The sequence below is a fragment of the Indiicoccus explosivorum genome (assembly GCF_002167005.1).
GTDB lineage: Bacteria > Bacillota > Bacilli > Bacillales_A > Planococcaceae > Indiicoccus > Indiicoccus explosivorum.
The window spans coordinates 1-25,621 of record NZ_NHTN01000026.1 but is presented as its reverse complement, the minus strand read 5'-3'; the positions used below and the strand labels follow the sequence as shown (position 1 = coordinate 25,621).

24 protein-coding genes, 1 other RNA gene and 2 other annotated features (1 of these 27 cut by a window edge) are annotated in these 25,621 nt (G+C 58.9%); of the genes, 23 read left to right on the top strand and 2 right to left on the bottom strand.

Going from position 1 to position 25,621, the window contains the following annotated elements:
• Positions 1-19, top strand: a sequence feature (ribosomal protein L21 leader region) (it extends 60 nt beyond the left edge of the window).
• 12 nt (positions 20-31) lie between these two features.
• The 6 genes from rplU (at position 32) to pheA (ending at position 3,853) form a co-directional block, all read left to right on the top strand.
• On the top strand, positions 32-340 hold the full coding sequence (gene rplU / locus CCE92_RS09195) for a 50S ribosomal protein L21 (protein WP_088007234.1): 309 nt from the start codon (positions 32-34) through the stop codon (positions 338-340).
• Position 341: 1 nt separating this feature from the next.
• Entirely contained in the window at positions 342-671 is a 330-nt protein-coding gene (locus CCE92_RS09190; protein ID WP_088007233.1) for a ribosomal-processing cysteine protease Prp, read from the top strand.
• A 12-nt stretch (positions 672-683) separates the two neighbouring features.
• Positions 684-974, top strand: coding sequence for a 50S ribosomal protein L27 (gene rpmA / locus CCE92_RS09185; protein ID WP_088007232.1), 291 nt, complete (start codon positions 684-686; stop codon positions 972-974).
• Between the two features lie 98 nt (positions 975-1,072).
• Entirely contained in the window at positions 1,073-1,588 is a 516-nt protein-coding gene (locus CCE92_RS09180; protein WP_088007231.1) for a Spo0B domain-containing protein, read from the top strand.
• A gap of 4 nt (positions 1,589-1,592) precedes the next feature.
• Positions 1,593-2,882, top strand: a complete 1,290-nt coding sequence (obgE, locus tag CCE92_RS09175; RefSeq protein WP_088007230.1) for a GTPase ObgE — start codon at positions 1,593-1,595, stop codon at positions 2,880-2,882.
• A gap of 104 nt (positions 2,883-2,986) precedes the next feature.
• Entirely contained in the window at positions 2,987-3,853 is an 867-nt protein-coding gene (gene pheA, locus CCE92_RS09170) for a prephenate dehydratase (RefSeq protein ID WP_088007229.1), read from the top strand.
• Between the two features lie 185 nt (positions 3,854-4,038).
• Here the strand turns inward: pheA and CCE92_RS09165 are convergent, their stop codons facing one another.
• On the bottom strand, positions 4,039-4,584 hold the full coding sequence (locus CCE92_RS09165) for a transcription repressor NadR (protein WP_175578086.1): 546 nt from the start codon (positions 4,582-4,584) through the stop codon (positions 4,039-4,041).
• A 119-nt stretch (positions 4,585-4,703) separates the two neighbouring features.
• On the opposite strand from CCE92_RS09165, the gene ruvA reads away from it, so the two are divergent.
• The 14 genes from ruvA (at position 4,704) to CCE92_RS15965 (ending at position 20,315) form a co-directional block, all read left to right on the top strand.
• The gene (gene ruvA / locus CCE92_RS09160) at positions 4,704-5,306 is read left to right on the top strand and encodes a Holliday junction branch migration protein RuvA (RefSeq protein WP_088007227.1); all 603 of its coding nucleotides are present in this window, start codon (positions 4,704-4,706) and stop codon (positions 5,304-5,306) included.
• A 28-nt stretch (positions 5,307-5,334) separates the two neighbouring features.
• Positions 5,335-6,333 carry a Holliday junction branch migration DNA helicase RuvB gene (ruvB, locus tag CCE92_RS09155; RefSeq protein WP_088007226.1) on the top strand — a complete coding sequence of 333 codons (999 nt, stop codon included), beginning with the start codon at positions 5,335-5,337 and terminating at the stop codon, positions 6,331-6,333.
• Positions 6,334-6,762: 429 nt separating this feature from the next.
• Positions 6,763-7,812: a tRNA preQ1(34) S-adenosylmethionine ribosyltransferase-isomerase QueA gene (gene queA / locus CCE92_RS09150; protein ID WP_088007225.1), complete on the top strand. Its 1,050-nt coding sequence runs from the start codon at positions 6,763-6,765 to the stop codon at positions 7,810-7,812.
• Positions 7,809-8,948 carry a tRNA guanosine(34) transglycosylase Tgt gene (tgt, locus tag CCE92_RS09145; protein WP_088007224.1) on the top strand — a complete coding sequence of 380 codons (1,140 nt, stop codon included), beginning with the start codon at positions 7,809-7,811 and terminating at the stop codon, positions 8,946-8,948. Before queA ends, tgt begins: the two co-directional genes overlap by 4 nt.
• Before the next feature lie 59 nt (positions 8,949-9,007).
• Positions 9,008-9,265, top strand: coding sequence for a preprotein translocase subunit YajC (yajC, locus tag CCE92_RS09140; RefSeq protein ID WP_088007223.1), 258 nt, complete (start codon positions 9,008-9,010; stop codon positions 9,263-9,265).
• 98 nt (positions 9,266-9,363) lie between these two features.
• Positions 9,364-9,690, top strand: a complete 327-nt coding sequence (locus tag CCE92_RS09135) for a post-transcriptional regulator (RefSeq protein WP_162287851.1) — start codon at positions 9,364-9,366, stop codon at positions 9,688-9,690.
• A gap of 55 nt (positions 9,691-9,745) precedes the next feature.
• Positions 9,746-12,022, top strand: a complete 2,277-nt coding sequence (gene secDF, locus CCE92_RS09130) for a protein translocase subunit SecDF (RefSeq protein ID WP_088007221.1) — start codon at positions 9,746-9,748, stop codon at positions 12,020-12,022.
• 461 nt (positions 12,023-12,483) lie between these two features.
• On the top strand, positions 12,484-12,825 hold the full coding sequence (locus CCE92_RS09125; protein ID WP_088007270.1) for a LapA family protein: 342 nt from the start codon (positions 12,484-12,486) through the stop codon (positions 12,823-12,825).
• 81 nt (positions 12,826-12,906) lie between these two features.
• Positions 12,907-15,249 (top strand): single-stranded-DNA-specific exonuclease RecJ, encoded by a 2,343-nt coding sequence (recJ, locus tag CCE92_RS09120; RefSeq protein ID WP_088007220.1) that lies wholly within the window; start codon positions 12,907-12,909, stop codon positions 15,247-15,249.
• On the top strand, positions 15,240-15,752 hold the full coding sequence (locus CCE92_RS09115) for an adenine phosphoribosyltransferase (protein WP_088007219.1): 513 nt from the start codon (positions 15,240-15,242) through the stop codon (positions 15,750-15,752). Before recJ ends, CCE92_RS09115 begins: the two co-directional genes overlap by 10 nt.
• Before the next feature lie 79 nt (positions 15,753-15,831).
• Entirely contained in the window at positions 15,832-17,292 is a 1,461-nt protein-coding gene (locus CCE92_RS09110; RefSeq protein WP_088007218.1) for a glycosyl hydrolase family 28-related protein, read from the top strand.
• 83 nt (positions 17,293-17,375) lie between these two features.
• On the top strand, positions 17,376-19,568 hold the full coding sequence (locus tag CCE92_RS09105; RefSeq protein ID WP_088007217.1) for a RelA/SpoT family protein: 2,193 nt from the start codon (positions 17,376-17,378) through the stop codon (positions 19,566-19,568).
• A 23-nt stretch (positions 19,569-19,591) separates the two neighbouring features.
• Positions 19,592-20,032 (top strand): D-aminoacyl-tRNA deacylase, encoded by a 441-nt coding sequence (dtd, locus tag CCE92_RS09100; RefSeq protein WP_088007216.1) that lies wholly within the window; start codon positions 19,592-19,594, stop codon positions 20,030-20,032.
• A gap of 46 nt (positions 20,033-20,078) precedes the next feature.
• The gene (locus CCE92_RS15965) at positions 20,079-20,315 is read left to right on the top strand and encodes a hypothetical protein (RefSeq protein ID WP_162287850.1); all 237 of its coding nucleotides are present in this window, start codon (positions 20,079-20,081) and stop codon (positions 20,313-20,315) included.
• On the opposite strand, the gene CCE92_RS09090 is transcribed toward CCE92_RS15965, so the two are convergent.
• Positions 20,312-21,592 (bottom strand): N-acetylmuramoyl-L-alanine amidase family protein, encoded by a 1,281-nt coding sequence (locus CCE92_RS09090; protein WP_088007214.1) that lies wholly within the window; start codon positions 21,590-21,592, stop codon positions 20,312-20,314. The genes CCE92_RS15965 and CCE92_RS09090 overlap by 4 nt on opposite strands.
• Positions 21,593-21,732: 140 nt before the next feature.
• Positions 21,733-21,961 (top strand) — a binding site (T-box leader).
• A 53-nt stretch (positions 21,962-22,014) separates the two neighbouring features.
• Between CCE92_RS09090 and hisS the strand changes: the two genes are divergently transcribed.
• The 3 genes from hisS to ssrS all read left to right on the top strand — a co-directional run bounded on the left by hisS (position 22,015) and on the right by ssrS (position 25,310).
• Entirely contained in the window at positions 22,015-23,298 is a 1,284-nt protein-coding gene (gene hisS / locus CCE92_RS09080) for a histidine--tRNA ligase (protein ID WP_088007212.1), read from the top strand.
• The gene (gene aspS, locus CCE92_RS09075) at positions 23,295-25,082 is read left to right on the top strand and encodes an aspartate--tRNA ligase (RefSeq protein ID WP_164474945.1); all 1,788 of its coding nucleotides are present in this window, start codon (positions 23,295-23,297) and stop codon (positions 25,080-25,082) included. Before hisS ends, aspS begins: the two co-directional genes overlap by 4 nt.
• Before the next feature lie 44 nt (positions 25,083-25,126).
• Positions 25,127-25,310: non-coding RNA, 6S RNA (ssrS, locus tag CCE92_RS09070), on the top strand.
• The last annotated feature ends 311 nt before the right edge of the window (positions 25,311-25,621 follow it).

The window sequence follows — 25,621 nt, the reverse complement described above, 5'->3', positions numbered from 1 at the left end:
GGCGAGTCTGAGTCCAAGAGGAGGTGCAAGTATGTACGCAATTATCGAAACAGGCGGCAAACAAGTGAAGGTGGCGCCAGGCCAGGAGATCTACATCGAGAAGCTTCCGGCTGAAGCAGGCGACACGGTTACATTTGATAAAGTTCTGTTTGTAGGCGGAGACAGCACGCAAGTCGGTGCTCCTTACGTTGATGGAGCGACTGTTACGGCGAAAGTCGAAAAGCAGGGACGCGCGAAGAAAATCACGGTCTTCAAATACAAAGCGAAAAAGAACTACCGGCGCAAGCAGGGTCACCGTCAGCCATACACGAAAGTCGTCATCGACGGGATCAACCTGTAAGGTGATCCGGGTGGATGTCACGGAACGTGACGGCCGCATCGCGGTTTTCGAGATGTCGGGCCATGCGGAGTTCGATGTGCGGGGCAAAGACCTCGTCTGTGCGGGCGCGTCCGCCGTCTCTTTCGGAGCGGTGAATGCGATCGAAGCGCTGACAGGTGTGGAACCTGAGATCGAGCAGGCGGATGCCGGCTATTTGAAAGTCGCGTTCCCGGAAGGGCTTGAGCGGGACACGGATGACCGGGTCCAGCTCATTGTGCGGTCGATGATCGTTTCCTTGCAGACGATCGAAGAAAGCTACGGCGATTTTATTCAAGTGACCTTCAGGAAATAGGAGGTGAAACTCATGTTGAAATTGGATCTTCAGTTTTTCGCATCGAAAAAAGGGGTAGGTTCGACGAAGAACGGACGTGACTCCGAGTCGAAACGCCTTGGCGCCAAGCGCGCGGACGGCCAGTTCGTTTCCGGCGGATCGATCCTTTACCGCCAGCGCGGCACAAAGATCTATCCGGGTGAAAACGTTGGACGCGGCGGCGATGATACGCTTTTCGCGAAGACGGACGGCGTCGTGCGCTTCGAGCGTTACGGCCGTGACCGTAAAAAAGTGAGCGTGTACCCGGCGGTACAGGAAGCTTAATACGGAGGAAGGAGGGCTGCATTCTGGCAGTCCTTTTTCTTTTGGGGCCGGCTTTTGCTATAATTGAGGAAAAAGTACCGGAAAGCGGGAAATGAAGTATGGACGACAAACTGACGGTCGCGGAGGCGCTGAAACACGCGCGCCACGACTTTTTGAATAAACTGCAGCTGATCAAGATGCATGCCGATCTCGGCAAAACCGACCGGATCAGCGGGCTGATCCGCGATTTTGCGGATATGGCGCAAGTGCAGAACTGCCTCGCGCGCCTCGAAATGCCCGAGACGGAGGAATGGCTCCTGACGGCCGGATGGCGGTTTCAAGACATCGAATTTCGCCTGGAATGCGCCGGGAAAGAAGGGGCGCCGCCGCACGATGCGGTAATCCGTGACTCCTTGGAGAAGCTGTTCGTCTCGGTCTGTGAAGAAATGGACGGCGGGACGGAAGCGGTCTGCACGCTGCGCATGTGCGGGGATAAAGAGCCGTTCTGCCTCGAGATCACGTTAGACGGCATCACACCCGCCGTCCCGGATGCGCCGGACGGAAACCTGGAAATGAAATGGATGCAGTCCGCTGCGCCGGCAGTCCTGCGGATCACCCCGAAAACGGAGGGATAGAACAATGTTTGTAGATCACGTAAAAGTATATGTAAAAGGCGGCGACGGCGGCGACGGGATGGTGGCATTCCGCCGCGAGAAGTATGTTCCGAACGGCGGACCGGCCGGCGGCGACGGCGGCAAAGGCGCCGACGTCGTATTCGAAGTCGATGAAGGGCTCCGGACGCTCATGGATTTCCGCTACAAGCGGCACTTCAAGGCGGACCGCGGCGAACACGGCATGAGCAAGAATCAGCACGGCCGCAAGGCGAAGGATATGATCGTCCATGTGCCGCCGGGTACGGTCGTGACGGATGCCGAAACCGGCGCAGTCATCGCCGATCTCGTCGAGCATGGCCAGCGCCAGGTCGTCGCGCGCGGCGGACGCGGCGGACGGGGCAACACCCGTTTCGCCACACCGGCCAACCCCGCACCGGAACTGTCCGAAAAAGGCGAACCGGGTGTCGAACGCGACATCGTGCTGGAGCTGAAGGTGCTGGCGGATGTCGGCCTCGTCGGCTTCCCGAGCGTCGGGAAATCGACGCTCCTGTCGGTCGTATCGGCCGCGAAGCCGAAAATCGGCGCGTACCACTTCACGACGATCGTGCCGAACCTCGGCATGGTCGAAACACAGGACGGGCGGAGCTTCGCCATGGCCGACTTGCCCGGATTAATTGAAGGCGCGCACGAAGGGGTCGGCCTCGGCCATCAGTTCCTCCGCCATATCGAGCGGACGCGCGTCATCGTGCACGTCGTGGACATGTCCGGCATGGAAGGCCGCGACCCGTATGAGGATTATGTGACGATCAACAAGGAGCTCGAGCAGTACAACTTGCGGCTCGGCGAGCGTCCGCAGCTGATCGTCGCCAACAAAATGGATATGCCGGATGCGGAAGAAAATTTGAAGGAATTCAAATCGAAGCTGCCGGAAGACGCGAACGTGTTCCCGATTTCGGCGCTGTCCCGCGACGGCCTGTCGAACTTGCTGTTCGCGATCGCGGACCTGCTCGAAGTCACGCCGGAATTCCCGCTCATCACAGAAGAGGAGCTGGAGTCCGACAAGACGGTGCTGTACAAGCACGAGCAGAAAGGCGACGACTTCACGATCACGCGTGACGACGACGGCGCATTCGTCGTCGAAGGCTATGCGATCGAGCGCCTGTTCCGCATGACCGACTTTTCCCGGGAAGACAACCAGCGGCGCTTCGCCCGCCAGATGCGCGGCATGGGCATCGACGACGCGCTCCGCGAGCGCGGCGCGAAAGACGGGGACACCGTCCGTCTGCTGGATTACGATTTCGAATTCATCGATTGACGCCGGAGGGACCGGGCCTGCTCCGGTCCCCTTTCGGCAGGCAGGATTTTTCTGCCGTACATAACAGGTTTTATTCGAATAAAAAAGGTTTGGAGGGTGGCCGCATGCCAGGCAAGAACGCAGAAATCACTGTATCGTTTCTCGGACCGAAAGCGTCCTTCACACATCTCGCGGCTTCCCGGCTGTTCGCCGAGGGCCGCCTGGTGCCGTACACGTCGATACCGGAGTGCATCGAAGCGGTGTCGGAAGGGGCCGTCGACTACGCGGTCGTGCCGATCGAGAACGCGCTGGAAGGGTCCGTGCCGCTCACGGTCGATTATTTGTTCCACGACGCCGAACTGTTTGTGGCGGCGGAAGTGACGTCGCCGATCGAGCAGCACCTGCTCGTCCACCCGGAGAACGCGGACGCGGACGGCTTCGAGGCGATCTACTCGCACCCGCACGCGCTCGCGCAGTGCCATAAATTCCTGTACTACACGTACCGGTCCACGCCGCTCGAACAGATGACATCGACCGCCGCCGCCGCCAAAATGGTGAGCGAGCTGCCGGAGCGGGCCATCGCTGCGGTGGGCAATGAGTTCGCTGCGAAGACGTACGGGCTTACGGTGCTCGAACGGAACATCCACGATTTCCATTTCAACCATACGCGCTTTTTCGTGCTGTCGCGCGCGGCCGGCAAACTCGGCCAGCCCGGGCACCGGGAGAACGCGAAGACGACGCTCATGATCTCGCTTCCGGCTGACGACCGGTCCGGTGCGCTGCACCAGGTGCTGTCGGTGTTCGCGTGGCGCCAGCTGAACTTGAGCAAAATCGAATCGCGGCCGCTGAAGACGGGCCTCGGCGACTACTTTTTCATCGTGGATGTCGAAGAGGACCTGTCGGCGAAAATGATGCAGGGGGCGTTCGAGGAACTCGAAGCGCTCGGCTGCAGTGTGAAGTCATTGGGGTCGTATTATACGTATGAAGGGTGAAGCCGGTCCGCGGAAGCGGGCCGGTTTTTTTGGTTGGGGAGGTTTGTTAGAGTAAGGAATTACAGAAGGTAATTAAAAATAACAATCAAGGAGCAAGACCGAGATAAGCGGCCGCAAGCCCGAGTTAAACCTCGTCACCCCCTAACCCCATCCTTCATTCCACGAAAAAAGCCGACCCGGCGAGGTCAGCTTTCATGGTCTTCGATCAAATACCCGTGTTCGCGCATCGCTTCCACCGCCCGGTCGAGGATCGCTTCGTTCGGCGCCGTCAGGGTGTGGAGATGGAAGCCGTCGGTGAGCTCGAGCAGGTAGCCGGCATTCGATGAATGGATTTTGCGGATGAAGTCGTCCGCCTCCGATTCGGTCGACACGAAGACGTTCGCCGTCAGTTCCCCGTAGACGGGATGCTCGATGGTCACGTCTTTGACCGTGGCGCCCGCGGAGACGAGGAGCTTCAGTTCGTTCTCTGTGTCTTCCGCCGTATGTACGCAGGCGATCTGCCGGCTGACGTGGGCTTCCTTCCGTTCTTTGAGGTAGAGGTAGCCCTGGCTGGTCGAGATGATCGGCTCGTTGCGCGCCTTCATGAGCGTCATGTCGCTGACGATGACTTGCCGCGAGACGTTCGCCATGGCGGCGAGCGCGGTGCCGGTGATGGGGGCGCCTTCGTCGATGAGCTTGTTCAGCAGGAATTCCCGCCGCTGCTCTCCGAATAGTTTTTGCATGTTCTTCACCTTCCTTATCCAGATTTCAGTTTACCATGAAATGAAGGAAGTGCGCAGTGACGGCTTACGTTCCCGGAAACGGGCGGACTGTGCTATAATCGAACTATTGCACATAAGGAGAGAGGCAGATGTACGACTACATAAAAGGGGTCATCACGCGGGTGACGCCGGAATACGTGACCGTGGAGCAGGGCGGCATCGGCTGGCAGATTTTCACGCCGAATCCGTACGTATTTCATTCGACGGACAGTGAGCAGCAGGTGTTCCTGCATCAGCACATCCGGGAGGACGCTTCGCTTCTGTTCGGCTTCAAGAGCATCGAGCAGCGCGATTTGTTCCGGAAGCTCATTTCGGTGTCGGGCATCGGGCCGAAAGGGGCGCTCGCGATCCTGGCGTCCGGCCAGCCGTCGCACGTCATCGATGCGATTGAGCGGGAGGATGATGCGTTCCTCACGAAGTTCCCGGGGGTCGGCAAGAAGACCGCCCGCCAGATGATCTTGGATCTGAAAGGGAAGCTGAAGGATCTGTATGAAGGATTCGGGGAAGCGCCCGTCCAGCCGGAACCGCAGAGTGAAGTGCGCGCGGAGCTGGAGGAAGCGATGCTGGCACTCGGCGCGCTCGGTTATTCCGAACGGGAAATCAATAAAGTGAAACCGAAGCTGGAAGAGTTCGATTTGGATACGGAAGGCTATATGAAACAGGCGCTGCAGATTTTATTGAAACAGAAATAAGCGGAACGCGCAGAAGGAGGAGGCGGCTATGGCAGAACGGATTATTGCAGGCGAAGTGTCGGAATTCGACGAGAACTTCGAGCAGTCGCTCCGGCCGCAGATTTTAACGCAGTATATCGGACAGGATAAAGTGAAGCAGCATCTCGAGATTTTCATCGAAGCGGCGAAGATGCGCGAGGAGAGCCTCGACCATGTGCTGCTGTACGGACCGCCGGGCCTCGGGAAGACGACTTTGGCGGCGGTCATCGCGAACGAGATGGGCGTCGGGTTCCGCACGACGAGCGGCCCTGCCATCGAGCGCCCGGGGGATCTGGCGGCGATCGTGTCGTCGCTCGAACCGGGCGATGTGCTGTTCATCGACGAAATCCACCGGCTGAACCGGGCGATCGAAGAAGTGCTGTACCCGGCGATGGAGGATTTTTCGCTCGACATCGTCGTCGGTAAAGGGCCTGAAGCGCGGACGGTGCGGCTTGACCTGCCGCCGTTCACGCTGATCGGCGCGACGACGCGGGCCGGCTCGCTGTCAGCTCCGCTCCGTGACCGATTCGGTGTCATGAGCCGGCTGGAGTATTATGATGAGGCCGCATTGACCCAGATCGCCATCCGGAGCGCCCAGCTGTTCGGCGCCGGTATTTCCAAGGAAGCGGCAGCGGAAATCGCGCGCCGCTCGCGCGGGACGCCGCGGATCGTCAACCGCCTGCTGAAACGGGTGCGCGATTACGCGCAAGTCCGCGGTGACGGCGATATTACGATGGATATGGCGCAGCAGGCGCTCGAGCTGCTGCAGGTGGACCCGCTCGGGCTGGACAGTGTCGACCGGAAGCTCATCACCGCGATGATCGAGCGGTTCCGGGGCGGCCCGGTCGGCCTCGATACGATTGCGGCGAGCATCGGCGAGGAGTCCACGACCGTGGAGGACGTGTACGAGCCGTATCTCATGCAGATCGGGTTCATCCAGCGGACGCCGCGCGGCCGCATGGCGACGCACCTTGCGTACAGCCACTTCGGCCTGCCGCTGCCGGAATAGATTGCAGCGAAAATCGCTCGCTTTCTCTTCAGCTGGCTCGCTTCCGGCGGCCGCTTTCCGAGGGGCGATCCGCAAGCCGCTTCGGCCGCTTGCGCGACCTGCAGGGTCTTGCTTGGCGAAGAAAGACCCTTGTGCTCCTGCGCCGCTTCGCGTGCTCGTCGCAAATGAGTGGTCAAGATCTTCTTGCCCACTCATTCGCTGATCCCTCCGGAGTCGCCGCCTTCTTCTCTCCAGCTGGACGAGAAAGCGGAAAACATTTATATTGCATATCGCGCCGGTGATCCGGATGGGTCCGCGCGACTCCTGCGGAAAAACGGACGTGCCGAGACCCCGCAGGCAGCATGCCGAGGAGGCTCGACCGTTCGTCCGCGGAAAGCGCGCGGGCTCCAAAAGGGAGCCGGTGCAATTCAAGATAAAGGATTGTGAAGTATGGAAGTAACTGATTTCGATTTTAATTTGCCCGAGGAGCTGATCGCCCAGACGCCGCTTGCGGACCGGACGGCGAGCCGGCTCCTTGTGCTCGATAAAGATACAGGCGGGACGGCGCACCGGCATTTCCGGGACATCGGCGACTACCTGGACGCTGGCGACTGCCTCGTCCTCAACGACACCCGCGTGCTCCCGGCGCGCCTGCTCGGCGTCAAGGAAGAAACCGGCGCCGGTATCGAACTGCTTTTATTGAAACAGACGGAAGACGACGTCTGGGAAGCGCTCGTCAAGCCGGCGAAGCGGGTCAAGCCGGGGACGGTCGTGTCGTTCGGCGAAGGGCTGCTGAAAGCGGAGTGCATCGGGGAAGCGGACCACGGCGGTCGCTATTTCCGGATGATGTACGACGGGATTTTCTACGAGATCCTCGACCAGCTCGGCGATATGCCGCTGCCGCCGTACATCCGCGAGAAGCTCGACGACAAAGACCGCTACCAGACCGTATTCGCGCGCGAACGCGGCTCGGCTGCGGCGCCGACAGCAGGGCTCCATTTCACGGAAGCGCTGCTCGACGATCTGCGGGCGAAAGGCGTGAACGTCGTGTTCATCACCCTCCACGTCGGCCTCGGCACGTTCCGGCCGGTGAGCGTCGAGGACATCGAAAGCCACGACATGCACGCGGAGTTTTACCGGATTACGCAGGAAACGGCGGATGTGATCAATAAAACCAGACAGGCCGGCGGCAAAGTCGTCGCGGTCGGCACCACGTCCGCGCGCACATTGGAGACGGTCGGCACGAAATTCGGCGAAATGAAGGAAGACAACGGCTGGACCGATATCTTCATTTATCCCGGCTACGAATTCAAGGCGGTCGATGCGCTGATCACGAATTTCCACTTGCCGAAGTCGACACTCGTCATGCTCGTGAGCGCGCTGGCCGGACGGGAATCGATCCTGAGCGCCTACCGGGAAGCGGTGGAAGCGCGCTACCGGTTCTTCAGCTTCGGCGATGCGATGTTCATCGCACCGGATACGAAAGGGGAAAGAAAATGACAGCCATCCGATATGAGCACATCAAGACTTGCAGGCAGACCGGCGCGCGGCTCGGCATCGTCCACACGCCGCACGGCTCCTTTGAAACGCCGACGTTCATGCCGGTCGGCACGCAGGCGACGGTCAAGACGATGTCACCGGAAGAACTGAAGGACATGGACGCCGGCATCATCCTGAGCAACACGTACCACCTCTGGGTGCGCCCCGGGAACGACATCATCCGGCAGGCGGGCGGCCTGCACAAGTTCATGAACTGGGACCGGCCGATTCTGACCGATTCCGGCGGCTTCCAGGTGTTTTCGCTGAGCGATCTGCGCGACATCAAGGAAGAAGGCGTCCATTTCCGCAACCACTTGAATGGCGACAAGCTGTTTTTGAGCCCGGAAAAAGCGATGGAAATCCAGAACGATCTCGGTTCGGACATCATGATGGCGTTCGATGAGTGCCCGCCGTATCCTGCGGAGTACGACTACATGAAGTCGAGCGTCGAGCGCACGAGCCGCTGGGCGGAACGGTGCCTCGAAGCGCATAAACGGCCGGAAGACCAAGGGCTGTTCGGTATCATCCAGGGCGGCGAATACGAAGAGCTCCGCAAACAGAGCGCGCGGGACCTCGTATCGCTCGATTTCCCGGGCTATGCGATCGGCGGATTGTCCGTCGGGGAGCCGAAGGACGTCATGAACCGGATGCTCGAGTACACGACGCCGCTGATGCCGGCCAATAAACCCCGGTACCTCATGGGTGTCGGGTCCGCCGATTCCCTGATCGACGGGGCGATCCGCGGCATCGACATGTTCGACTGCGTGCTGCCGACCCGCATCGCGCGGAACGGCACACTCATGACGTCGGAAGGCCGAATGAACATCAAGAAAGCGCAGTACAAGACGGACTTCGGGCCGATCGACGAGAAATGCGACTGCTACACGTGCCGCAATTACTCGCGCGCGTACGTCAATCATTTGATCCGCGCGGATGAAACGTTCGGACTTCGTTTAACCAGTTACCATAACCTGCGTTTTCTGATACACTTAATGGAGCAAGTGCGCCAGGCGATCCGCGAAGACCGGCTCGGCGACTTCCGCGAGGCGTTTTTCGAGGCATACGGCTTCAATAAACCGAACGCGAAAAACTTCTGATCCTGGCCCCGATGCCAGGCGACTGAAAAAGAGAGAACGTTGAAAGGGGGAAATTGAACATGGAAACTATCGTAGCGTTAGCACCTTTACTGCTCATGTTCCTGCTGATGTGGCTCTTGATCATCCGTCCGGCGCAGAAGCGCCAGAAGACGACGGCGAAAATGCAGTCCGAGCTCCAGCGCGGCGACAAGATCGTCACAGTCGGAGGCCTTCACGGCACGGTCGATGCACTGGATGACACGACGGTATACGTCACAGTCGCAGATGGCACGCGCCTGCAGTTCGAGCGCCAGGCGATTGCACGGGTAGTGGACTAAAAGCACACGGTTCCGCTTTCCTCCGGGGAGCGGAACTTTTTGGTTGTCTGCTGTCAGATATTTCAGTCAGCCTTTCCGGCTGCAGAAAGGATATGCGTATGGAATGGCCAGATCAGTATGAACAGCTGCTCCCGGTGCTGAAGACGAAGTGCGCAGAAATGCGCACGTTTGACCAGGCGAAGCTTTTACCGGAAGATCTATGGGTTTATTGCATCCAAAAGGTATGGCGGAATGAGGAGGTCCCGGCGATTCCGCTGCACGGGAAGGTGCAGGATATTCTGGCGGTGCGGCTGTCGGATTATGTGGAATACCGCCAGGCGGAGGGGTTCCGGACGGAGGATTGGTTTTCCGGTGCGGATTCCGGGGACTGGGCGGAGCTCTTGAAACCGAAGGCGCCGGGGGAAAAGCGGTTTGACAGGCAGTAGGGCGTGTCCCATAATGGAAGTGCTGTGTTTTTAGAAAGAGGAGGAAATGAATACCATGAAAGTAAGAGGCCGAATTATCGCCTTTTTTCTGATTGTCATCGCGCTGTTCAGCATGGTCGCCACGACGGTGATGCCGATCGCGAAAAACATCAATCTGGGACTCGATCTCCAAGGCGGATTTGAAGTGCTGTACCAGGTCGAAGCGCTTGAGGAAGGGCAGGAAATCACGGACGAAGTGCTGGCCGATACGACGACGGCGCTGCTGAACCGGATCAACGTGCTCGGTGTCAGTGAGCCGAATGTCCAAGTAGAGAGCGGCGACAGGATCCGGGTCCAGCTCGCCGGCGTGGAAGACCAGTCGGAAGCGCGGGAGCTCCTGTCGACGCAGGCGAACTTGACGTTCCGCGATACGGAAGATAATTTGCTGATGGACGGAAGCGATCTCGTCCAGGGCGGGGCCAACGCGGAATTCGGCCAGAACGGGAATCCGATCGTCACGCTGGAACTGAAGAATCCGGATGAATTCGCGGAGATTACGGAAAGGCTGTCGCAGCTTCCGCCGGGCCAGAATCAAATCGTCATCTGGCTCGATTTTGAGGAAGGCGAAGACTCGTATATTGAAGAAGCGACTTCTGCAGACCCGGAATTCATTTCGGCGGCGCGGGTCTCTGAGCGGATCAATTCGTCCGAAGTCATGATCGAAGGCGGGTTCACGGTCGAAGAGACGAAGAACCTGGCCGGCATCCTGAACGCCGGCGCGCTGCCGGTTGATTTGGAAGAGATTTATTCGACATCGGTCGGCGCGCAGTTCGGTGAACAGGCGCTCGATCAGACGACGTTCGCAGCGATGATCGGCATCGCGCTTGTGCTTGTGTTCATGCTAATCTATTACCGTCTGCCGGGCTTTGTTGCGGTCGTGACGCTGACGGTATACGTCTACTTGATTTTGTTCATTTTCGAACTGATCAATGGTGTGCTGACGCTGCCGGGCATCGCGGCCATCATGCTCGGTGTCGGGATGGCGGTCGACGCGAACATCATCACGTATGAGCGGATCCGCGAGGAATTGCGCACGGGCCGCTCGGTGAAGGAATCGTTTAAGGCCGGCTCGAGTTCGTCCTTCTCGGCCATCCTCGATGCCAACGTTACGACGCTTCTCGCAGCCGCCGTGCTGTTCGTGTTCGGCACGAGCTCGGTCAAAGGCTTCGCGACGATGCTCATCATCTCGATTTTGGCGAGCTTCATCACGGCTGTCTGGGGAACGCGGCTGTTGCTCGGACTCCTCGTCAAGAGCGGCGTGCTCGACGGCAAGTTCGGTCTGTTCGGCCTGCGGAAATCACAAGTCCATGAAGAAAAGGAAAACTTGAGCATCCTCGATCTGTCGACGCGTTTCGACCGGTTCGATTTCGCGGGAGGCCGCAATAAGTTCTTTGCGATTTCACTCGCGCTCATCGCGGCCGGCATGCTCGTCCTCGGCATCTTCCAGCTGAACCTCGGCATCGATTTCGCCGCCGGTACACGCGTGGAAGTCACGGCGGACGAGCCGCTGACGAAAGCGGAAGTGGCCGCGACGATGGAAGAGATCGGCTATCCGTCGGAAGATATCATCATTTCGGGTGATGACGGCTCCATCGGCGTCATCCGTTATGCCGAGGAATTCGATCAGCCGCAGATTGCGGAACTGCGGGCGGAGCTGGCGGACATTTACGGCGCCGAACCGAATGTCAGCACCGTATCGCCGACTGTCGGCATCGAGCTGGCGAAGAATGCGATTTACGCGCTTTCCATCGCAGCTGTCGGCATCATCATTTATGTGGCGTTCCGCTTTGAATGGCGGATGGGTGTCGCGTCCATTGCGGCGCTTCTCCACGATGCATTCTTCATCGTCGCGGCGTTCAGTCTGCTGCGGCTTGAAGTGGACATCACATTCATTGCGGCCGTGCTCACGATCATCGGTTATTCGATCAACGACACGATCGTCACGTTCGACCGGATCCGCGAAAACATGCGGCGCATGAAGAAAGTCGAAACGGAGGACGAGCTGGCGCTCATCGTCAACAAGTCGCTCCGCCAGACGCTCGGCCGTTCGGTGAACACCGTGCTGACCGTCATCTTCGTCGTCGTGGCGCTCATCTTCTTCGGGGCGCCGTCGATCCTGAACTTCTCGATCGCGCTCCTGATCGGCCTCATCGCAGGAACATACTCGTCGATTTTCATCGCGGCCCAGCTGTGGCTCGTGCTGAAGAAGCGGGAACTTGCGAAAAAAGGTCCGATCGATATCGAAAAACGGGAAAAAGAACGCCAGTGGGGCACCGACGAACCGGTGGTCTAGCGTTTACCCCATAATCGGAACAGGGTATAGGACTATAACCCTGTTCCGGTTTTTTGTGTCTGAAGAAATCGCTTCAGGCAGACGCTTGATGAAAGCGGGTTTTGTGTTATCGGACATTTCGGTCCGTTTATCGGACATTTAGCGGCGGTTATCGGACATTTCGGTTCGTTTATCGGACATTCCAGCGTATTTATCGGACATTTATCAAATAATCAACGAGGGAAGCAATATTTTATTCGATTGACTGCCGCTCTGTCTTCTGAGGCGCAAAAGAACAGGTTTGAATAAGAAAGCAAAAACCGCGGGGCTCCTGCGGAATTACTGGCTGTCCGAGACCCTCTATGGCCCCTTCAGCGGCCGCGGAGGCCCGGGAGTCAGTCCGCGGAAAGCGAGTGGTGTTTGCTCTCAATCAACAAGGAATGCGGACAAAGCTGTTATCCCAACGAAAGGAGCGGATGCTCGTGAAGACGCAATGGTTTTTGATCATCGGTCTTTTATTTGCTGTCATCATCGCGGTCTTTGCCGTGAACAACGTCGACTCGGTGCCGGTCAATTATGTGTTCGGCGAATCCGAATGGCCGCTCATCCTGGTCATCCTCGCTTCCGCGCTCGCCGGCGCGCTGCTGTCCGGCAGCATCGCCATGTTCCGCAATTACAAGCTGAGCCGGGACGTGAAGAAGCTCCGGAAAGAGGTGGCGGAAAAAGAGAATATCATCGCGGCCCAGCAGAATGAGCTCGGCGGCGACGGTACGGCGGAAGGGCCGGATCCGGTCGTCGTGAAAAATGAAAAGAACGAAATGTGAGGGCGCCTCTCGGAAAATTTTTCCGAGAGGTTTTTGTCTGCCTGTATTTTTTGTATAATGAAGCCGTAAGGAAGTGACAGCATGATCCAATCAAAAAAACAGTGGCGTCTGATGGCGCCGGACGAATATAAGACGAAACAGCTCGAAGACGCCCTCGGCATTCCGGCGGTGCTGGCGAAAATTCTTGTGTCGCGCGGCATGGATTCACCGGAAAAAGCGAGGGCGTTCCTGACTTCGGACGAGACTGCTATGCACGATCCGTTTTTATTGAAAGACATGGATGTGGCGGTGGACAGGATCCGCCGCGCGATCGAGGCGGATGAACGGATCGTCGTCTACGGCGATTATGACGCCGACGGGGTGACGAGCACATCCGTCATGATGACGGTGCTCCGGGACCTCGGTGCGGATGCTTCGTTCGTCATCCCGAACCGCTTCCGGCACGGCTATGGGCCGAACACGGAGCTGTTCGAACAAATCGCGGCGGACGGCTGTCAGCTGCTGATCACCGTCGACAACGGTGTGTCGGGCATCGAGCAGGCGAAACGGGCGGCCGAGCTCGGCGTGGACGTCATCATCACCGACCATCACGACATCGGCACGGAACTGCCGGAAGCGCTCGCGGTCATCCACCCGCGGCATCCGGAATCTACATATCCGTTCGGCGAACTCGCCGGCGTAGGCGTGGCGTTCAAACTGGCGCACGCCCTCTACGGCGAAATGCCGGACCATTTACTTGAACTCGCCGCCATCGGCACGGTGGCGGACCTCGTGCCGCTCCATGATGAAAACCGGTACTTGGTCAAAGAAGGCCTGGAGCGGCTGAAGCGCACGTCCCGCGCGGCTGTCGCAGCGCTTTGCGAAGTGGCGGGCATCAGTGCGCATGAAATCACGGAAGAGACGATCGGCTTCGGCTTCGGACCCCGCATCAATGCGATCGGCCGGCTGCAGGATGCCGGACCGGCTGTCGATCTTTTATTGACTGAAGACGCGGAAGAAGCGCGCGGGCTCGCCCGCAAGCTCGATTCGCTGAATAAAGAACGCCAGGCGATCGTGGCGAAGATCACAGAAGAAGCGGTCGCGCAGGTGGAGGAACGCCATCCGGAGGGGACGCCGCATGTCATCGTCGTGGCGCAGGAAGGCTGGAATCCGGGCGTCGTCGGCATCGTCGCGTCCCGGCTCGTCGAAACTTTCTACCGGCCGGCGATCGTCCTGTCGCTCGACCCGGAGACCGGAAAAGCGAAAGGATCGGCCCGGAGCATCGAAGGGTTCCATCTCTATAATGAACTGGCGAAGAACCGGGACATCCTGCCGCATTTCGGGGGCCATCCGATGGCGGCCGGCATGACGCTCGGCGCGGCGGATGTGGATGAACTGAGGAAGCGGCTCATCGCGCAGGCGGAAAACATCCTGGAAGCGGACGACCTCATCCCCGAGACGGCGATCGACATCCCGGTGGAGCCGGCGGAGATCAGCGTCGAAACGCTGGAGGCGATCCGCACGCTAGCGCCGTTCGGCATGGGCTTCAGCAAGCCGAAGTTCTACCTGGCGGGCGTCAGTGCCGTGTCCATCCGGAAAATCGGCGCGGCGAAAAACCATTTGAAAATGGAGCTGGCGAAACAGGGCGTGGCGATCGATGCGGTCGGCTTTTCCCTCGGCCACCTGGCGGACGAACTGACGCCTGACGTAAAAGTGGAAGCGATCGGGGACTTGCAGATCAACGAATGGAACGGGCGCAAAAAACCGCAGCTCATGCTGGAGGACCTCCGGACGGACGAATGGCAGCTGTACGACATCCGGGGCATCCGGCAGGCGGCACGCTGGGTTCCGCTCATCCCTGAGACGGGCCAGCTGTTCGTCGCTTTCCGGCAGGAGACGGCGGAATCGTTCCAGGCGTTCATCAAGGCGCCGATCTGTCAGGCGGACGGGCTGAGCGACGCGGACTGCGAAGCGCAGCACCTCGTCCTCCTCGACCTGCCTGATGCCGAAGAGAAGCTGCAGCAAGTGCTCCGGCGGATGCGCCCGAAACGGGTGTACTGCCATTTCCATACCGAGGAATCCCATTATTTCGGCCGGCTGCCCGACCGGGAGGAGTTCAAGTGGCTGTTCGGTGTCATCAAGCAGCGCGGCCGCTTCGACTTCCGGAAAGACGGCGATATGGTCGCCAAACACAGGGGCTGGAGCCTCGATTCGCTCAAATTCATGCTGCAGGTGTTTTTTGAGCTGGGATTTGTTAAAATAAACAATGGACTGACTGAAATCGCGGACGCCCCGTCAAAACGGGATTTATCAGAAGCGCCTTCTTATCAGAAACGCCAGCGGCAAATGGAACTCGAACAGAAACTGCTGTACGCATCCTATCAGGAGCTGAAGAAGTGGTTCGATGTTCACCTGTCCGCCGAGGAGGAAAAAGTATGGATTTAAAGGAATATGTAACAATTGTGGAAGACTGGCCGAAACCCGGGATCCGCTTCAAGGACATCACGACGATCATGGATAACGGGACCGCCTTTAAATACGCGACGGACCAGATCGTCGAGTACGCCCGCGAAGTGGGCGCGGAAGTGATCGTCGGACCGGAAGCCCGCGGATTCATCATCGGCTGCCCGGTCGCGTACGCGCTCGAAATCGGATTCGCTCCTGTCCGCAAGGAAGGCAAACTGCCGCGGGAAGTGATCCGGGAAGAGTACGGGCTCGAATACGGAAAAGATGTGCTCACGATGCACAAGGACGCCATCCGTCCGGGTCAGAAAGTGCTGATCGTCGACGATCTGCTGGCGACCGGCGGTACGGTGGAAGCGTCCATCAAAATGGTGGAGCGGCTTGGCGGCGAAGTGGTCGGCTGTGCTTTCCTGATCGAGCTGACGTATTTGAACGGCCGGGACAAGCTGAAGAATTATCCGGTCAAAACGCTCGTGTCGTATTGACCGTCCGCCCTTCACCGGCATCCGGTGGAGGGTTTTTCCGTTCATACGGCGTTAAAACGAAACGGCAGGAGGCACAGCGATGAGATTATCCGAGCAACATGATCCGACACAGAATGAGGCGCTGATCGACGGGTTTTATTTCGACCTGCCCGACAAGCGCACCATCCTGGCGGAGACCGACGAGCTGTTCCGCAGCATCTATGAGGAGACCCTCCCGGAACCGGCGCGGATCCGGCCGAAGCTCTGGTCCGCCGATTTCTGGCTGCGGCCGTTTTTCCGCCTGTCTTCGGAACAGATGCCGGAAGCTTCGGACCTTTCGTCGGAAGCCGGCCCGTTCCCGGACTGGAAAGAGCGTCTCGATGCCGAGTACGCACAGCTTGCCGAAGAAACGCGCGAAGCGGACGTCACGGAATTCGGCGCTCTTGGAGACGGCAAGACCGACTGCACCGCCGCGTTCCGGCGGGCGATCGGCGATGGCGGCGTGACTGTACATATCCCGGCGGGCGTTTTTGTCGTGAAGGGGATCGAGCTGCCCGACCGGACCCGGCTGATCGGTGCGGGGAAGGGCGTGACGATCATCCGGCTCCATGACGGCGCCCCGAAAAAACAGCGGCTCATCACGAACCGCGATCCGAAGAAAGGCAATACGCGCCTGTCGGTCGAATCGATGACGCTCGACTGGAACAGCCGGCGCCTGCCTGCCGGAAGCCGGACGAGTACCGGCGGCACCGCCTCCAGCTGCCTCACGTATGCGAATGTGGAATTCGGCTGGGTCCGCTATGTGGAGGCGGTGAATGCAGGTCTCCACGGATTCGATATAACGTCTCCTTCCTATAATTACGCGGGGGACGGGCTGCGCGCGAAAAACGGCTGCCGCTACATTTGGCTCGACGGGCTGAACGCTTCCGGTTTCGGTGACGACGGCATCACGACGCATCACAGCGACCACGTGCTCATTTCCCGGTCGCATGCGTGCGACCCGAGCGGACGCGCCCACGCGAAAGGCCGGGCGAATGCGAACGGCATCGAAATCGATGACGGGTCCCATGATATCTGGCTTTTATTCAATTCGACGGCGCGCTGTTTCGGCGGCATCGAAATCAAGGCGCACCACAATTCCTCCGCCGCCAACAGCGTCCATGTGTTCGGCCACCTGTCCGTCGGGGATAACCGGTCCTACAATTTCCGCCATATCGGACATCATCGGGACGGCGATCCGGCATCGGGCACCGCCAGCAACATTAAAGCCCAGCTGCTTGTGTCGATGGGGCCGGTCCCGACCGAGCTGTATCCGTCATCATCCCCGCGGGCGCTCGTCGTCTCGGCTTACCGCAATGTCGCGGTGAACCGGTTCTGCTTCATCGGGGAGGAAGACCTGGATTATGACGGCATGCCCGCAGCGGCCGTCCAGTTCAAGGCGGAGCGGGTCATCCTGGCGAACGGATTCATCGAAGGCTTCCGCAACGGGACCGGCGTAGCCGTTCCTGAGGATGTGGGAACAAAAAGTGTCATTTTGACGAATATTGTCGAAACTCCGTAGTTCCGCGCTTTACATTTCCGTTGAAGTTTCCGATAATAAAGGAATATACTTTTTGGAAATAATTTAAAGCAAGGTGGGCAATCATGGCGAAAGATCAGATCAAAACAGCCGAAGATGTCTTTGCGGAAGCAGCCTCCTATATGAACGAACGCCACGTGGCGATGGTGAAGAAAGCCTATGAAGTGGCCGAGCGCGCGCATGAGGGACAGTTCCGCAAATCCGGCGAACCGTATATTGTCCATCCGGTGCAGGTCGCCGGAATCCTGACGGAACTCCAGATGGACCCGCAGACAGTCGCTGCCGGGTTCCTTCATGATGTCGTCGAAGATACGGATTATTCGCGCGAAGACATCGTCCGCGAGTTCAGCGAGGAAGTCGCCCTGCTCGTCGACGGCGTGACGAAACTCGGCCAGATCAAGTACATGTCGAAGGAAGAGCAGCAGGCGGAGAACCACCGGAAAATGTTCGTCGCCATGGCCCAGGACATCCGTGTCATCCTCATCAAACTGGCGGACCGCCTGCACAACCTCCGCACGCTGAAGTACCAGACCGCTGAAAAACAGCGGATGAAAGCGGCCGAGACGCTGGAGATCTTCGCGCCGATCGCGCACCGCCTCGGGATTTCGACGATCAAGTGGGAACTGGAGGACACGGCCCTCCGCTACTTGAATCCGCAGCAGTACTACCGGATCGTCAATCTCATGAAAAAGAAGCGGACGGAACGGGAAGATTACCTGAAGGGTGTCATCGAAGAGATCGAAGAACAGCTCAAGGACGTGGAGATCGAGGCGGATATTTACGGCCGTCCGAAACACATCTACTCCATTTATAAAAAAATGGCGGTCCAGAACAAGCAGTTCAATGAAATCTACGATCTTATCGCCGTCCGGATCACCGTGAAGAGCATCAAGGACTGTTATGCGGTGCTGGGCATCATTCATTCCACCTGGAAGCCGATGCCCGGCCGGTTCAAGGACTACATCGCCATGCCGAAGCAGAATCTGTACCAGTCGCTCCATACGACGGTCATCGGGCCGCAGGGCGACCCGCTCGAAGTGCAGATCCGCACCGAAGAGATGCACCGCATCGCCGAGTACGGGGTCGCGGCCCATTGGGCATACAAGGAAGGCAAAAGCGCCGAGACGACGAAGAACACCGTCGACCAGCGGCTGACCTGGTTCCGCGAGATCCTCGAATTCCAGAACGCGTCCTCGAACGCGGAGGAATTCATGGAATCGCTGAAGTTCGACCTGTTCTCCGACATGGTGTACGTCTTTTCTCCGAAAGGCGACGTGATGGAGCTGCCGGCCGGCTCGTGTCCGATCGACTTCGCTTACCGCGTGCACTCGGAGATCGGCCACAAGATGATCGGCGCCAAAGTGAACGGCAAAATGGTGCCGCTCGACACGAAGCTCGAGACGGGCGACATCGTCGAGATCCTGACATCGAAGCAGTCGTTCGGCCCGAGCCGCGACTGGCTGAAGATCGCCAAGAGTTCGCAGGCGAAGAATAAAATCAAGCAGTTCTTCAAGAAGCAGGTCCGGGAAGACAATGTCCATAAAGGCAAGGACATGGTCGAGCATGAAATCAAAGCGCAGGACTTCGCCGTGAAGGACATCCTGACGAACGAAAACATCAAGCGGGTCTGCGAGAAATACAACTTCGCCGGCGAAGAGGATCTGTATGCGGCTGTCGGCTTCAACGGCATCACCGCCCAGCAGGTCGTCAACCGCCTCGCGGAACGGGAACGCCGGAAGCGCGAGCAGGAAGAAGCGCTCGAGCGGGTGACGCTCGAAATGCGCTCGCCCCAGCCGAAAAAGCCGACCGATTCGGGCGTCGTCGTCCGCGGCATCGATAACTTGATGATCCGGCTGTCGCGCTGCTGCAATCCGGTACCGGGCGACCCGATCCTCGGGTTCATTACGAAAGGGCGCGGTGTTTCCGTGCACCGCGCGGACTGCCCGAACATTTCCGTGGAAGAGACCGAACGCCTCGTGCCGGTCGAATGGGACGGCACCGAAAAAGAACAGCTCAAGCAATACCCGGTGGACATCGAGGTGGAAGCTTACGACCGGCCGGGCCTCGTCAACGAAGTGATGCAGCTCGTGAACGATACGCGCACGAGCATCACTGCCGTCAACGCCCAGGCGAACAGCGACCGGATCGCGACAATCAACCTGACGCTCATGATCCCGGACGTCTCGGCGCTCGATAAGGTGGTTGGCCGGATCAAAGGGCTGCCCGATATTTATTCCGTCCAGCGGATGACCAACTGACTGACAATAAATGAGGTGTCGCTATGCGGATTGTAATCCAGCGCTCGAAAGAAGCGGCCGTCACAGTGGATGGGGAAGTGGCCGGCAGCATCCGCTCCGGCTACGTCCTGCTCGTCGGCATCACGCACGCCGACACACTGGACGATGTGAAATACACAGCGAAGAAAATCGCCGGACTCCGGCTGTTTGAAGACGAAGACGGCAAAATGAACCGCTCCATCGATGAAGCGGGCGGGGACGTGCTGTCGATTTCCCAATTCACCTTGTATGGGGACGTGCGGAAAGGGCGGCGGCCGAGCTTCGTCGACGCCGCGCGGCCCGAACAGGCGGAAGGGCTGTACGACGCGTTCAACGAAGAGCTGCGCTCGCACGGTTTGCGCGTGGCAACCGGCGTGTTCGGGGCGATGATGGATGTGTCGCTCGTCAACGACGGACCCGTGACGGTCATTGTGGAATCGAAATAAAAAAGGGAACACCTGCGCCGGCTAGCGAGCCGGTGGGGGTGTTTTTTTGTGGGTGGAGGGGGCTTATCCCGGTCTTGATAGAGCTTATCCCGGTCTTGATGGTGCTTATCTCGGTCTTGATGGTGCTTATCTCGGTCTTGGGAGTGCTTATCTCGGTCTTGGGAGTGCTTATCTCGGTCTTGAGAGCGCTTATCTCGGTCTCGAGGGAGCTTATCTCGGTCTTAGCCTCAAAAAAGGAAAAGCGGCTCCCGCGAAGGGAGCCGCTTTTCCTTTCCATCTTTAATTGAAATAATTGATGAGTCCGTTCGTGATGCCCTGCGCAGCTTGTCTTCTGTAGTAATCATTCGACACGGCCTGTTCTTCGTTCGGATTCGACAGGAAGCCGAGTTCGATGAGGACGGCCGGCTGCATGTTTTCACGGAGCACGAAATAGTTCCCTTGTCGGGTGCCCCGGTTTAAAAGGATCGTGCTGGCGTCGATGCCGCCGTTCAAGTGGCTGGCGAGCGACTGCTGGTAGCTGTGCTGGTAATACGTCGTGAAGCCGTTTACGGACCGGTCGTAGGACGCGTCGTAATGGAGGCTGATGAACGCATCGGCGCCGAGCTGATGCGCGACGGACACGCGGTTCCGCAAGTTGATGTACACATCGGACGTGCGCGTCATTGTGACGCTGGCGCCGGCTGCCCGCAGCTGGGCCGCTAAAATTTCCGCGGTCTGGAGGGTGAGCCCCTTTTCGACGGTGCCGTAGTAGCCGCTCGTGCCGCCGTCGATGCCGCCGTGACCCGGATCGATGACGATCGAGATGCCGGACAAGTTACCTGTGCCAACCGGCGCGGACGCAGCGGGCTGGCCGGATAAAGTGCCGTATGCTTTGTATACCCAGCCGGAAGTTCCGTCCGCGAGGCGGATGTTGACCCAGTCACCGCCGACGGACAGCACGCTGAACGACTGGCCTTTTGCGACCATGCCGATCTTGGCGGATGCGGTGGTGGCCTGTGCCCGGACGTTGAGTCCGTTGACGGCGACAGTGAAGTAGGAATCGGACGCTGCCGGCGCTGCGGCTGCGGCAGGCTGCTGAGCGCTGCCGGATACGCTTATGTACTGGGCGGAGACGAAGCCGCGCGTGCCGCGGAATTCGATTTCGTACCAGCCGTTCGTTTCACTGAGCAGTCTGGCGGTGTCGCCTTTGTTCATTTTCCCGAGCACGGCACCGGAGAGGCTGGCCTGTGAGCGCACGTTCAGCCGGTTGACGGTCGACACGGCGGTCTTCCCGCTGGCGGCCGCCGGTTCTTGTCCGCCCGATGAGACGGATGTGGTGAGCCAGGCTGCGATCCAGCCGTTTTCGGAAATCCGGTACCAGTCGCCTTGTTCGTCGGTGATGGTCACTTGGTCGCCCTGTCCGAGGCTGCCTGTGATGCTGTAGGAAAGTCCGGGACCGGAACGGACGTTCAGTGACGGCACATCGACTTGGGCGGTGCCGTGGGCGGACGCCGGAGCTGCCAGGATGGCGGCGATTAACAGGAAAATCAGACTATAGATGGCAATCCATTTTTTCTTCAATAAAACACCTCCTTCTTACCTATCCATATTATACAGTCGGGACGGGAAAAATACAGGGGTTCCCGGGAAAAATCTGAAAATTATACGGCTTGACAACGGCGCCGGGGATGATTAAGATTAAGCATATTCAATCGAATGAAACACCGCCGATCATGGAGAAAGTAGCGGCAGCGGCCGGCTGGCAAGAGAGGGAAGATCATGGGCTGAGAATCTTCCTGCAGGCGCCTGGCGTGAACGACACTCCGGAGGCTCTTTTCCGAACGGCATTCCAGTAGGGGAAGACGGCGCCGGCCGTTATCCGGTATGAGGTGGGCGCGCCATGCGCCAATTAGGGTGGAACCGCGGAAGCTATGAGCTCTCGTCCCTTGCGTAATGCAAGAGGACGGGAGCTTTTTCATTTATCTGAAAAAGGGGAGATTGCGATGGCGATTCAAGTACCGCGCGGCACATATGATGTGCTGCCAGAGCAGGCGGCGAAGTGGCAGGCGGCGGAAGAGACGATCCGGGAGCTGTGCCGGCTGTATCAGTATAAGGAGATCCGCACGCCGGTGTTCGAGCAGACGGAGCTGTTCCAGCGGAGCGTCGGGGATACGACGGATATCGTGCAGAAGGAAATGTATACGTTCACGGACCGCGGCGATCGTTCGCTGACACTGCGGCCGGAAGGGACGGCGTCGGTCGTCCGGTCGTATGTGGAGAATAAATTATTCGGCCAGCCGGACCAGCCGGTGAAGCTCTATTACATGGGGCCGATGTTCCGCTACGAGCGTCCGCAGGCGGGGCGCACGCGGCAGTTCGTCCAGTTCGGCGTGGAGGCGATCGGCTCGAAGCACCCGGCGGTCGACGCGGAAGTGATCGCGCTCGCGATGGACGTCTATACGTCACTCGGTCTGGAGAAACTGAAGCTCGTCATCAATTCGCTCGGGGATACGGAAAGCCGCAATGCGCACCGGGATGCGCTCGTTACGCACTTTTCGCCGCGCATCGATGAGTTCTGTCAGGACTGCCAGAACCGGCTGGAGAAAAATCCGCTGCGCATCCTCGACTGCAAAGTGGACCGCGACCACCCGCTCATGGGGACGGCGCCGGCACTGACGGCGTATTTGAACGAGGAATCGGCGCAGTATTTCAGCGACGTGAAGCAGTACTTGGAAGAGCTCGGCATTCCGTACACGGTCGACCCGAACCTCGTGCGCGGGCTCGATTACTACAACCACACCGCGTTCGAGATCATGAGCGACGCGGAAGGGTTCGGCGCGATCACGACGCTTGCGGGCGGCGGGCGCTACAACGGACTCGTCGAAGACCTCGGCGGCCCGTCGTCGCCTGGCATCGGATTCGCGATGAGCATCGAGCGGCTGCTTTTGGCGCTTGAGATGGAGAACGTCGATATCGAAACGGCCGACCAGCTCGACGTATTCGTCGCCGTGCTGGATGAGGACTCGCGGCGCGACGCGTTCCGGCTGATCCGGGACTTCCGCGACAGCGGCATCACGGCGGATATGGATTACGCCGGGCGCAAGCTGAAAGCGCAGATGAAGGCGGCCGACCGGAAAGGCGCCCGCTTCACGATCGTGCTCGGTGAAACCGAAATCGCGGAACAGCGCGCGTCGGTCAAGGACATGGCGACCGGTGAATCGGAACAGGCCGCGTTCAGCGAAATGGCCGGTGTTTTATTGAATAAAATCAGCGGGGAGGAATCATGATGGCGAGATCACATTATTGCGGGGAAGTGACGGAACAGCATGCGGGCGAACGGGTTTCGCTGAAAGGATGGGTGCAGAAGCGCCGGGACCTCGGCGGGCTCATCTTCATCGACGTGCGCGACCGTTCGGGCATCGTGCAGGTCGTCTTCAATCCGGAAATCGCGGAAGAGGCGGCGGCGGTCGCGGAACGGCTGCGGAGCGAATATGTCGTCCATATCGACGGCCTCGTCGTGAAGCGGGCCGACAGCCAAGTGAATGAAAACTTGAAGACCGGCCGGATCGAAGTTCAGGCGGATCACGCGGAAATCATCAACGCGGCCAAAACACCGCCGCTGACGATTTCGGATGAAAGCAGCGTCGGGGAGGACCTCCGGCTGAAGTACCGCTACCTCGACCTGCGGCGCAAGCCGATGTTCGACACGCTCAAGCTGCGGTCGGATGTGACGATCGCCATCCGCAATTTTTTGAATAAAGAAGGCTTCCTGGAAGTGGAGACGCCGATTTTGACGAAGTCCACTCCGGAAGGCGCGCGGGACTACCTCGTGCCGAGCCGCGTGCACGAAGGCGAATTCTACGCGCTGCCGCAGTCGCCGCAGCTGTTCAAGCAGCTCTTGATGGTGTCGGGCGTCGACAAGTACTTCCAGATCGCGCGCTGTTTCCGTGATGAGGACTTGCGGGCGGACCGCCAGCCGGAATTCACGCAAGTCGACATGGAGATGAGTTTCCGGTCGCTGGAGGAGATCATCGAGCTGAACGAGCGCCTGATGGTCCAGCTGATGGAGGAAGTGAAAGACATCCGGGTCGAAGCGCCGTTCCAGCGCATGACGTATCAGGATGCGATGGACCGCTACGGATCAGACAAGCCGGATGTGCGGTTCGGGCTGGAGCTCGTGAACGTGTCGGATATTGTGAAGGACTCTTCCTTCAAAGTGTTCACCGGCGCGGTGGAGCGCGGCGGGGAAGTGAAGCTGATCAATGTGAAAGGGCAGGCGGCGAATTACTCGCGCAAGGACTTGGACGCGTTCGGTGAGTTCGCGGCGGTGTACGGCGCGAAAGGCCTCGCCTGGCTGAAAGTGGAAGAAGGCGGGCTGAAAGGGCCGATCGCGAAGTTCTTCGAAGGCGACATGGCGGATGCGCTCATCGAACGCGCGGAAGCGGAAGCAGGCGACGTGCTGCTGTTCGCAGCCGACAACCCGACGGTCGTTGCCGACACGCTCGGTGCGCTCCGGCTGAAATTCGGCCGGGAACTCGGGCTGATCGACGAAAGTGTCTTCAAGTTCCTGTGGATCACGGACTGGCCGCTGTTCGAGCATGACGAGGAAGAAGGCCGGTTCTATGCCGCGCACCATCCGTTCACTGCGCCGTTCGAAGAAGACATCGAAAAACTGGAAAGCGACCCGCATTCAGTCCGCGCCCAGGCGTACGATCTCGTGCTGAACGGCTACGAGCTCGGCGGCGGTTCTTTGCGGATCTATCAGCGGGACGTGCAGGAGAAAATGTTCCGCGCGCTCGGTTTCTCGGATGAGGAAGCGCGCGAGCAGTTCGGGTTCCTGCTGGAAGCATTCGAATACGGCACCCCTCCTCACGGCGGCATCGCGTTCGGTCTCGACCGGCTTATCATGCTGCTGGCGGGGCGTACGAACTTACGCGACACGATCGCGTTTCCGAAGACCGCAAGCGCGAGCGACCCGCTGACCGACGCCCCGAGTCCGGTCGCGAATTCCCAGTTACAGGAACTGGGACTATCGGTGAACAGTCAGAATCGTTCGAAAGATACAGAGTAAAATCGTTGTATCGATTTGGGGGATGTGCTAACATGAAGTCAGCAAGAATCCTGATGTGTTCGTTTTAAGCCAATCAGTTTTGACCGAACATTTCATCGTCGGGAGACCCACTTCCGTCATGGATGACAGGCCCTCAGGGGACGTCAAAAGTGATGGAGAGGTCACCCACCTGCTAGAGTGCGGGTTCAAAACGATGTGCATCAGAAAGACGGCACGATCGGGATTCTTTCTCCTTAACGACATACCAAACCCCACCGGTAAAGTGCTTGCCGGTGGGGTTTTTTTTGTGGTTGATTTTGGTGGTGCGGCGGATTTGCGGATTTGCGGTTATGGCGAATAAAATCGGAATAACGAACATAAATGGCGATCCATGGTTTGAAGGTGAATTCAGCAGGACGGCTTTTTGATTTCTGAAGTGGAAATCGGGATTATCGCACGCATTTCCGGAATAACGCACGCAACCGCGGAATAACGCACGCATTTCCGGAATAGCGCACGCAACCGCGGAATAACGCACGCATTTCCGGAATAACGCACGC

Excerpts from the sequence above, each read along its gene's own strand:
- rplU (WP_088007234.1), top strand. The coding sequence starts at position 32 with ATGTACGCAATTATCGAAACAGGCGGCAAACAAGTGAAGGTGGCGCCA.
- rpmA (WP_088007232.1), top strand. The coding sequence starts at position 684 with ATGTTGAAATTGGATCTTCAGTTTTTCGCATCGAAAAAAGGGGTAGGT.
- CCE92_RS09180 (WP_088007231.1), top strand. The coding sequence starts at position 1,073 with ATGGACGACAAACTGACGGTCGCGGAGGCGCTGAAACACGCGCGCCAC.
- obgE (WP_088007230.1), top strand. The coding sequence starts at position 1,593 with ATGTTTGTAGATCACGTAAAAGTATATGTAAAAGGCGGCGACGGCGGC.
- pheA (WP_088007229.1), top strand. The coding sequence starts at position 2,987 with ATGCCAGGCAAGAACGCAGAAATCACTGTATCGTTTCTCGGACCGAAA.
- ruvA (WP_088007227.1), top strand. The coding sequence starts at position 4,704 with ATGTACGACTACATAAAAGGGGTCATCACGCGGGTGACGCCGGAATAC.
- ruvB (WP_088007226.1), top strand. The coding sequence starts at position 5,335 with ATGGCAGAACGGATTATTGCAGGCGAAGTGTCGGAATTCGACGAGAAC.
- queA (WP_088007225.1), top strand. The coding sequence starts at position 6,763 with ATGGAAGTAACTGATTTCGATTTTAATTTGCCCGAGGAGCTGATCGCC.
- tgt (WP_088007224.1), top strand. The coding sequence starts at position 7,809 with ATGACAGCCATCCGATATGAGCACATCAAGACTTGCAGGCAGACCGGC.
- yajC (WP_088007223.1), top strand. The coding sequence starts at position 9,008 with ATGGAAACTATCGTAGCGTTAGCACCTTTACTGCTCATGTTCCTGCTG.
- CCE92_RS09135 (WP_162287851.1), top strand. The coding sequence starts at position 9,364 with ATGGAATGGCCAGATCAGTATGAACAGCTGCTCCCGGTGCTGAAGACG.
- secDF (WP_088007221.1), top strand. The coding sequence starts at position 9,746 with ATGAAAGTAAGAGGCCGAATTATCGCCTTTTTTCTGATTGTCATCGCG.
- recJ (WP_088007220.1), top strand. The coding sequence starts at position 12,907 with ATGATCCAATCAAAAAAACAGTGGCGTCTGATGGCGCCGGACGAATAT.
- CCE92_RS09115 (WP_088007219.1), top strand. The coding sequence starts at position 15,240 with ATGGATTTAAAGGAATATGTAACAATTGTGGAAGACTGGCCGAAACCC.
- CCE92_RS09110 (WP_088007218.1), top strand. The coding sequence starts at position 15,832 with ATGAGATTATCCGAGCAACATGATCCGACACAGAATGAGGCGCTGATC.
- CCE92_RS09105 (WP_088007217.1), top strand. The coding sequence starts at position 17,376 with ATGGCGAAAGATCAGATCAAAACAGCCGAAGATGTCTTTGCGGAAGCA.
- dtd (WP_088007216.1), top strand. The coding sequence starts at position 19,592 with ATGCGGATTGTAATCCAGCGCTCGAAAGAAGCGGCCGTCACAGTGGAT.
- hisS (WP_088007212.1), top strand. The coding sequence starts at position 22,015 with ATGGCGATTCAAGTACCGCGCGGCACATATGATGTGCTGCCAGAGCAG.
- aspS (WP_164474945.1), top strand. The coding sequence starts at position 23,295 with ATGATGGCGAGATCACATTATTGCGGGGAAGTGACGGAACAGCATGCG.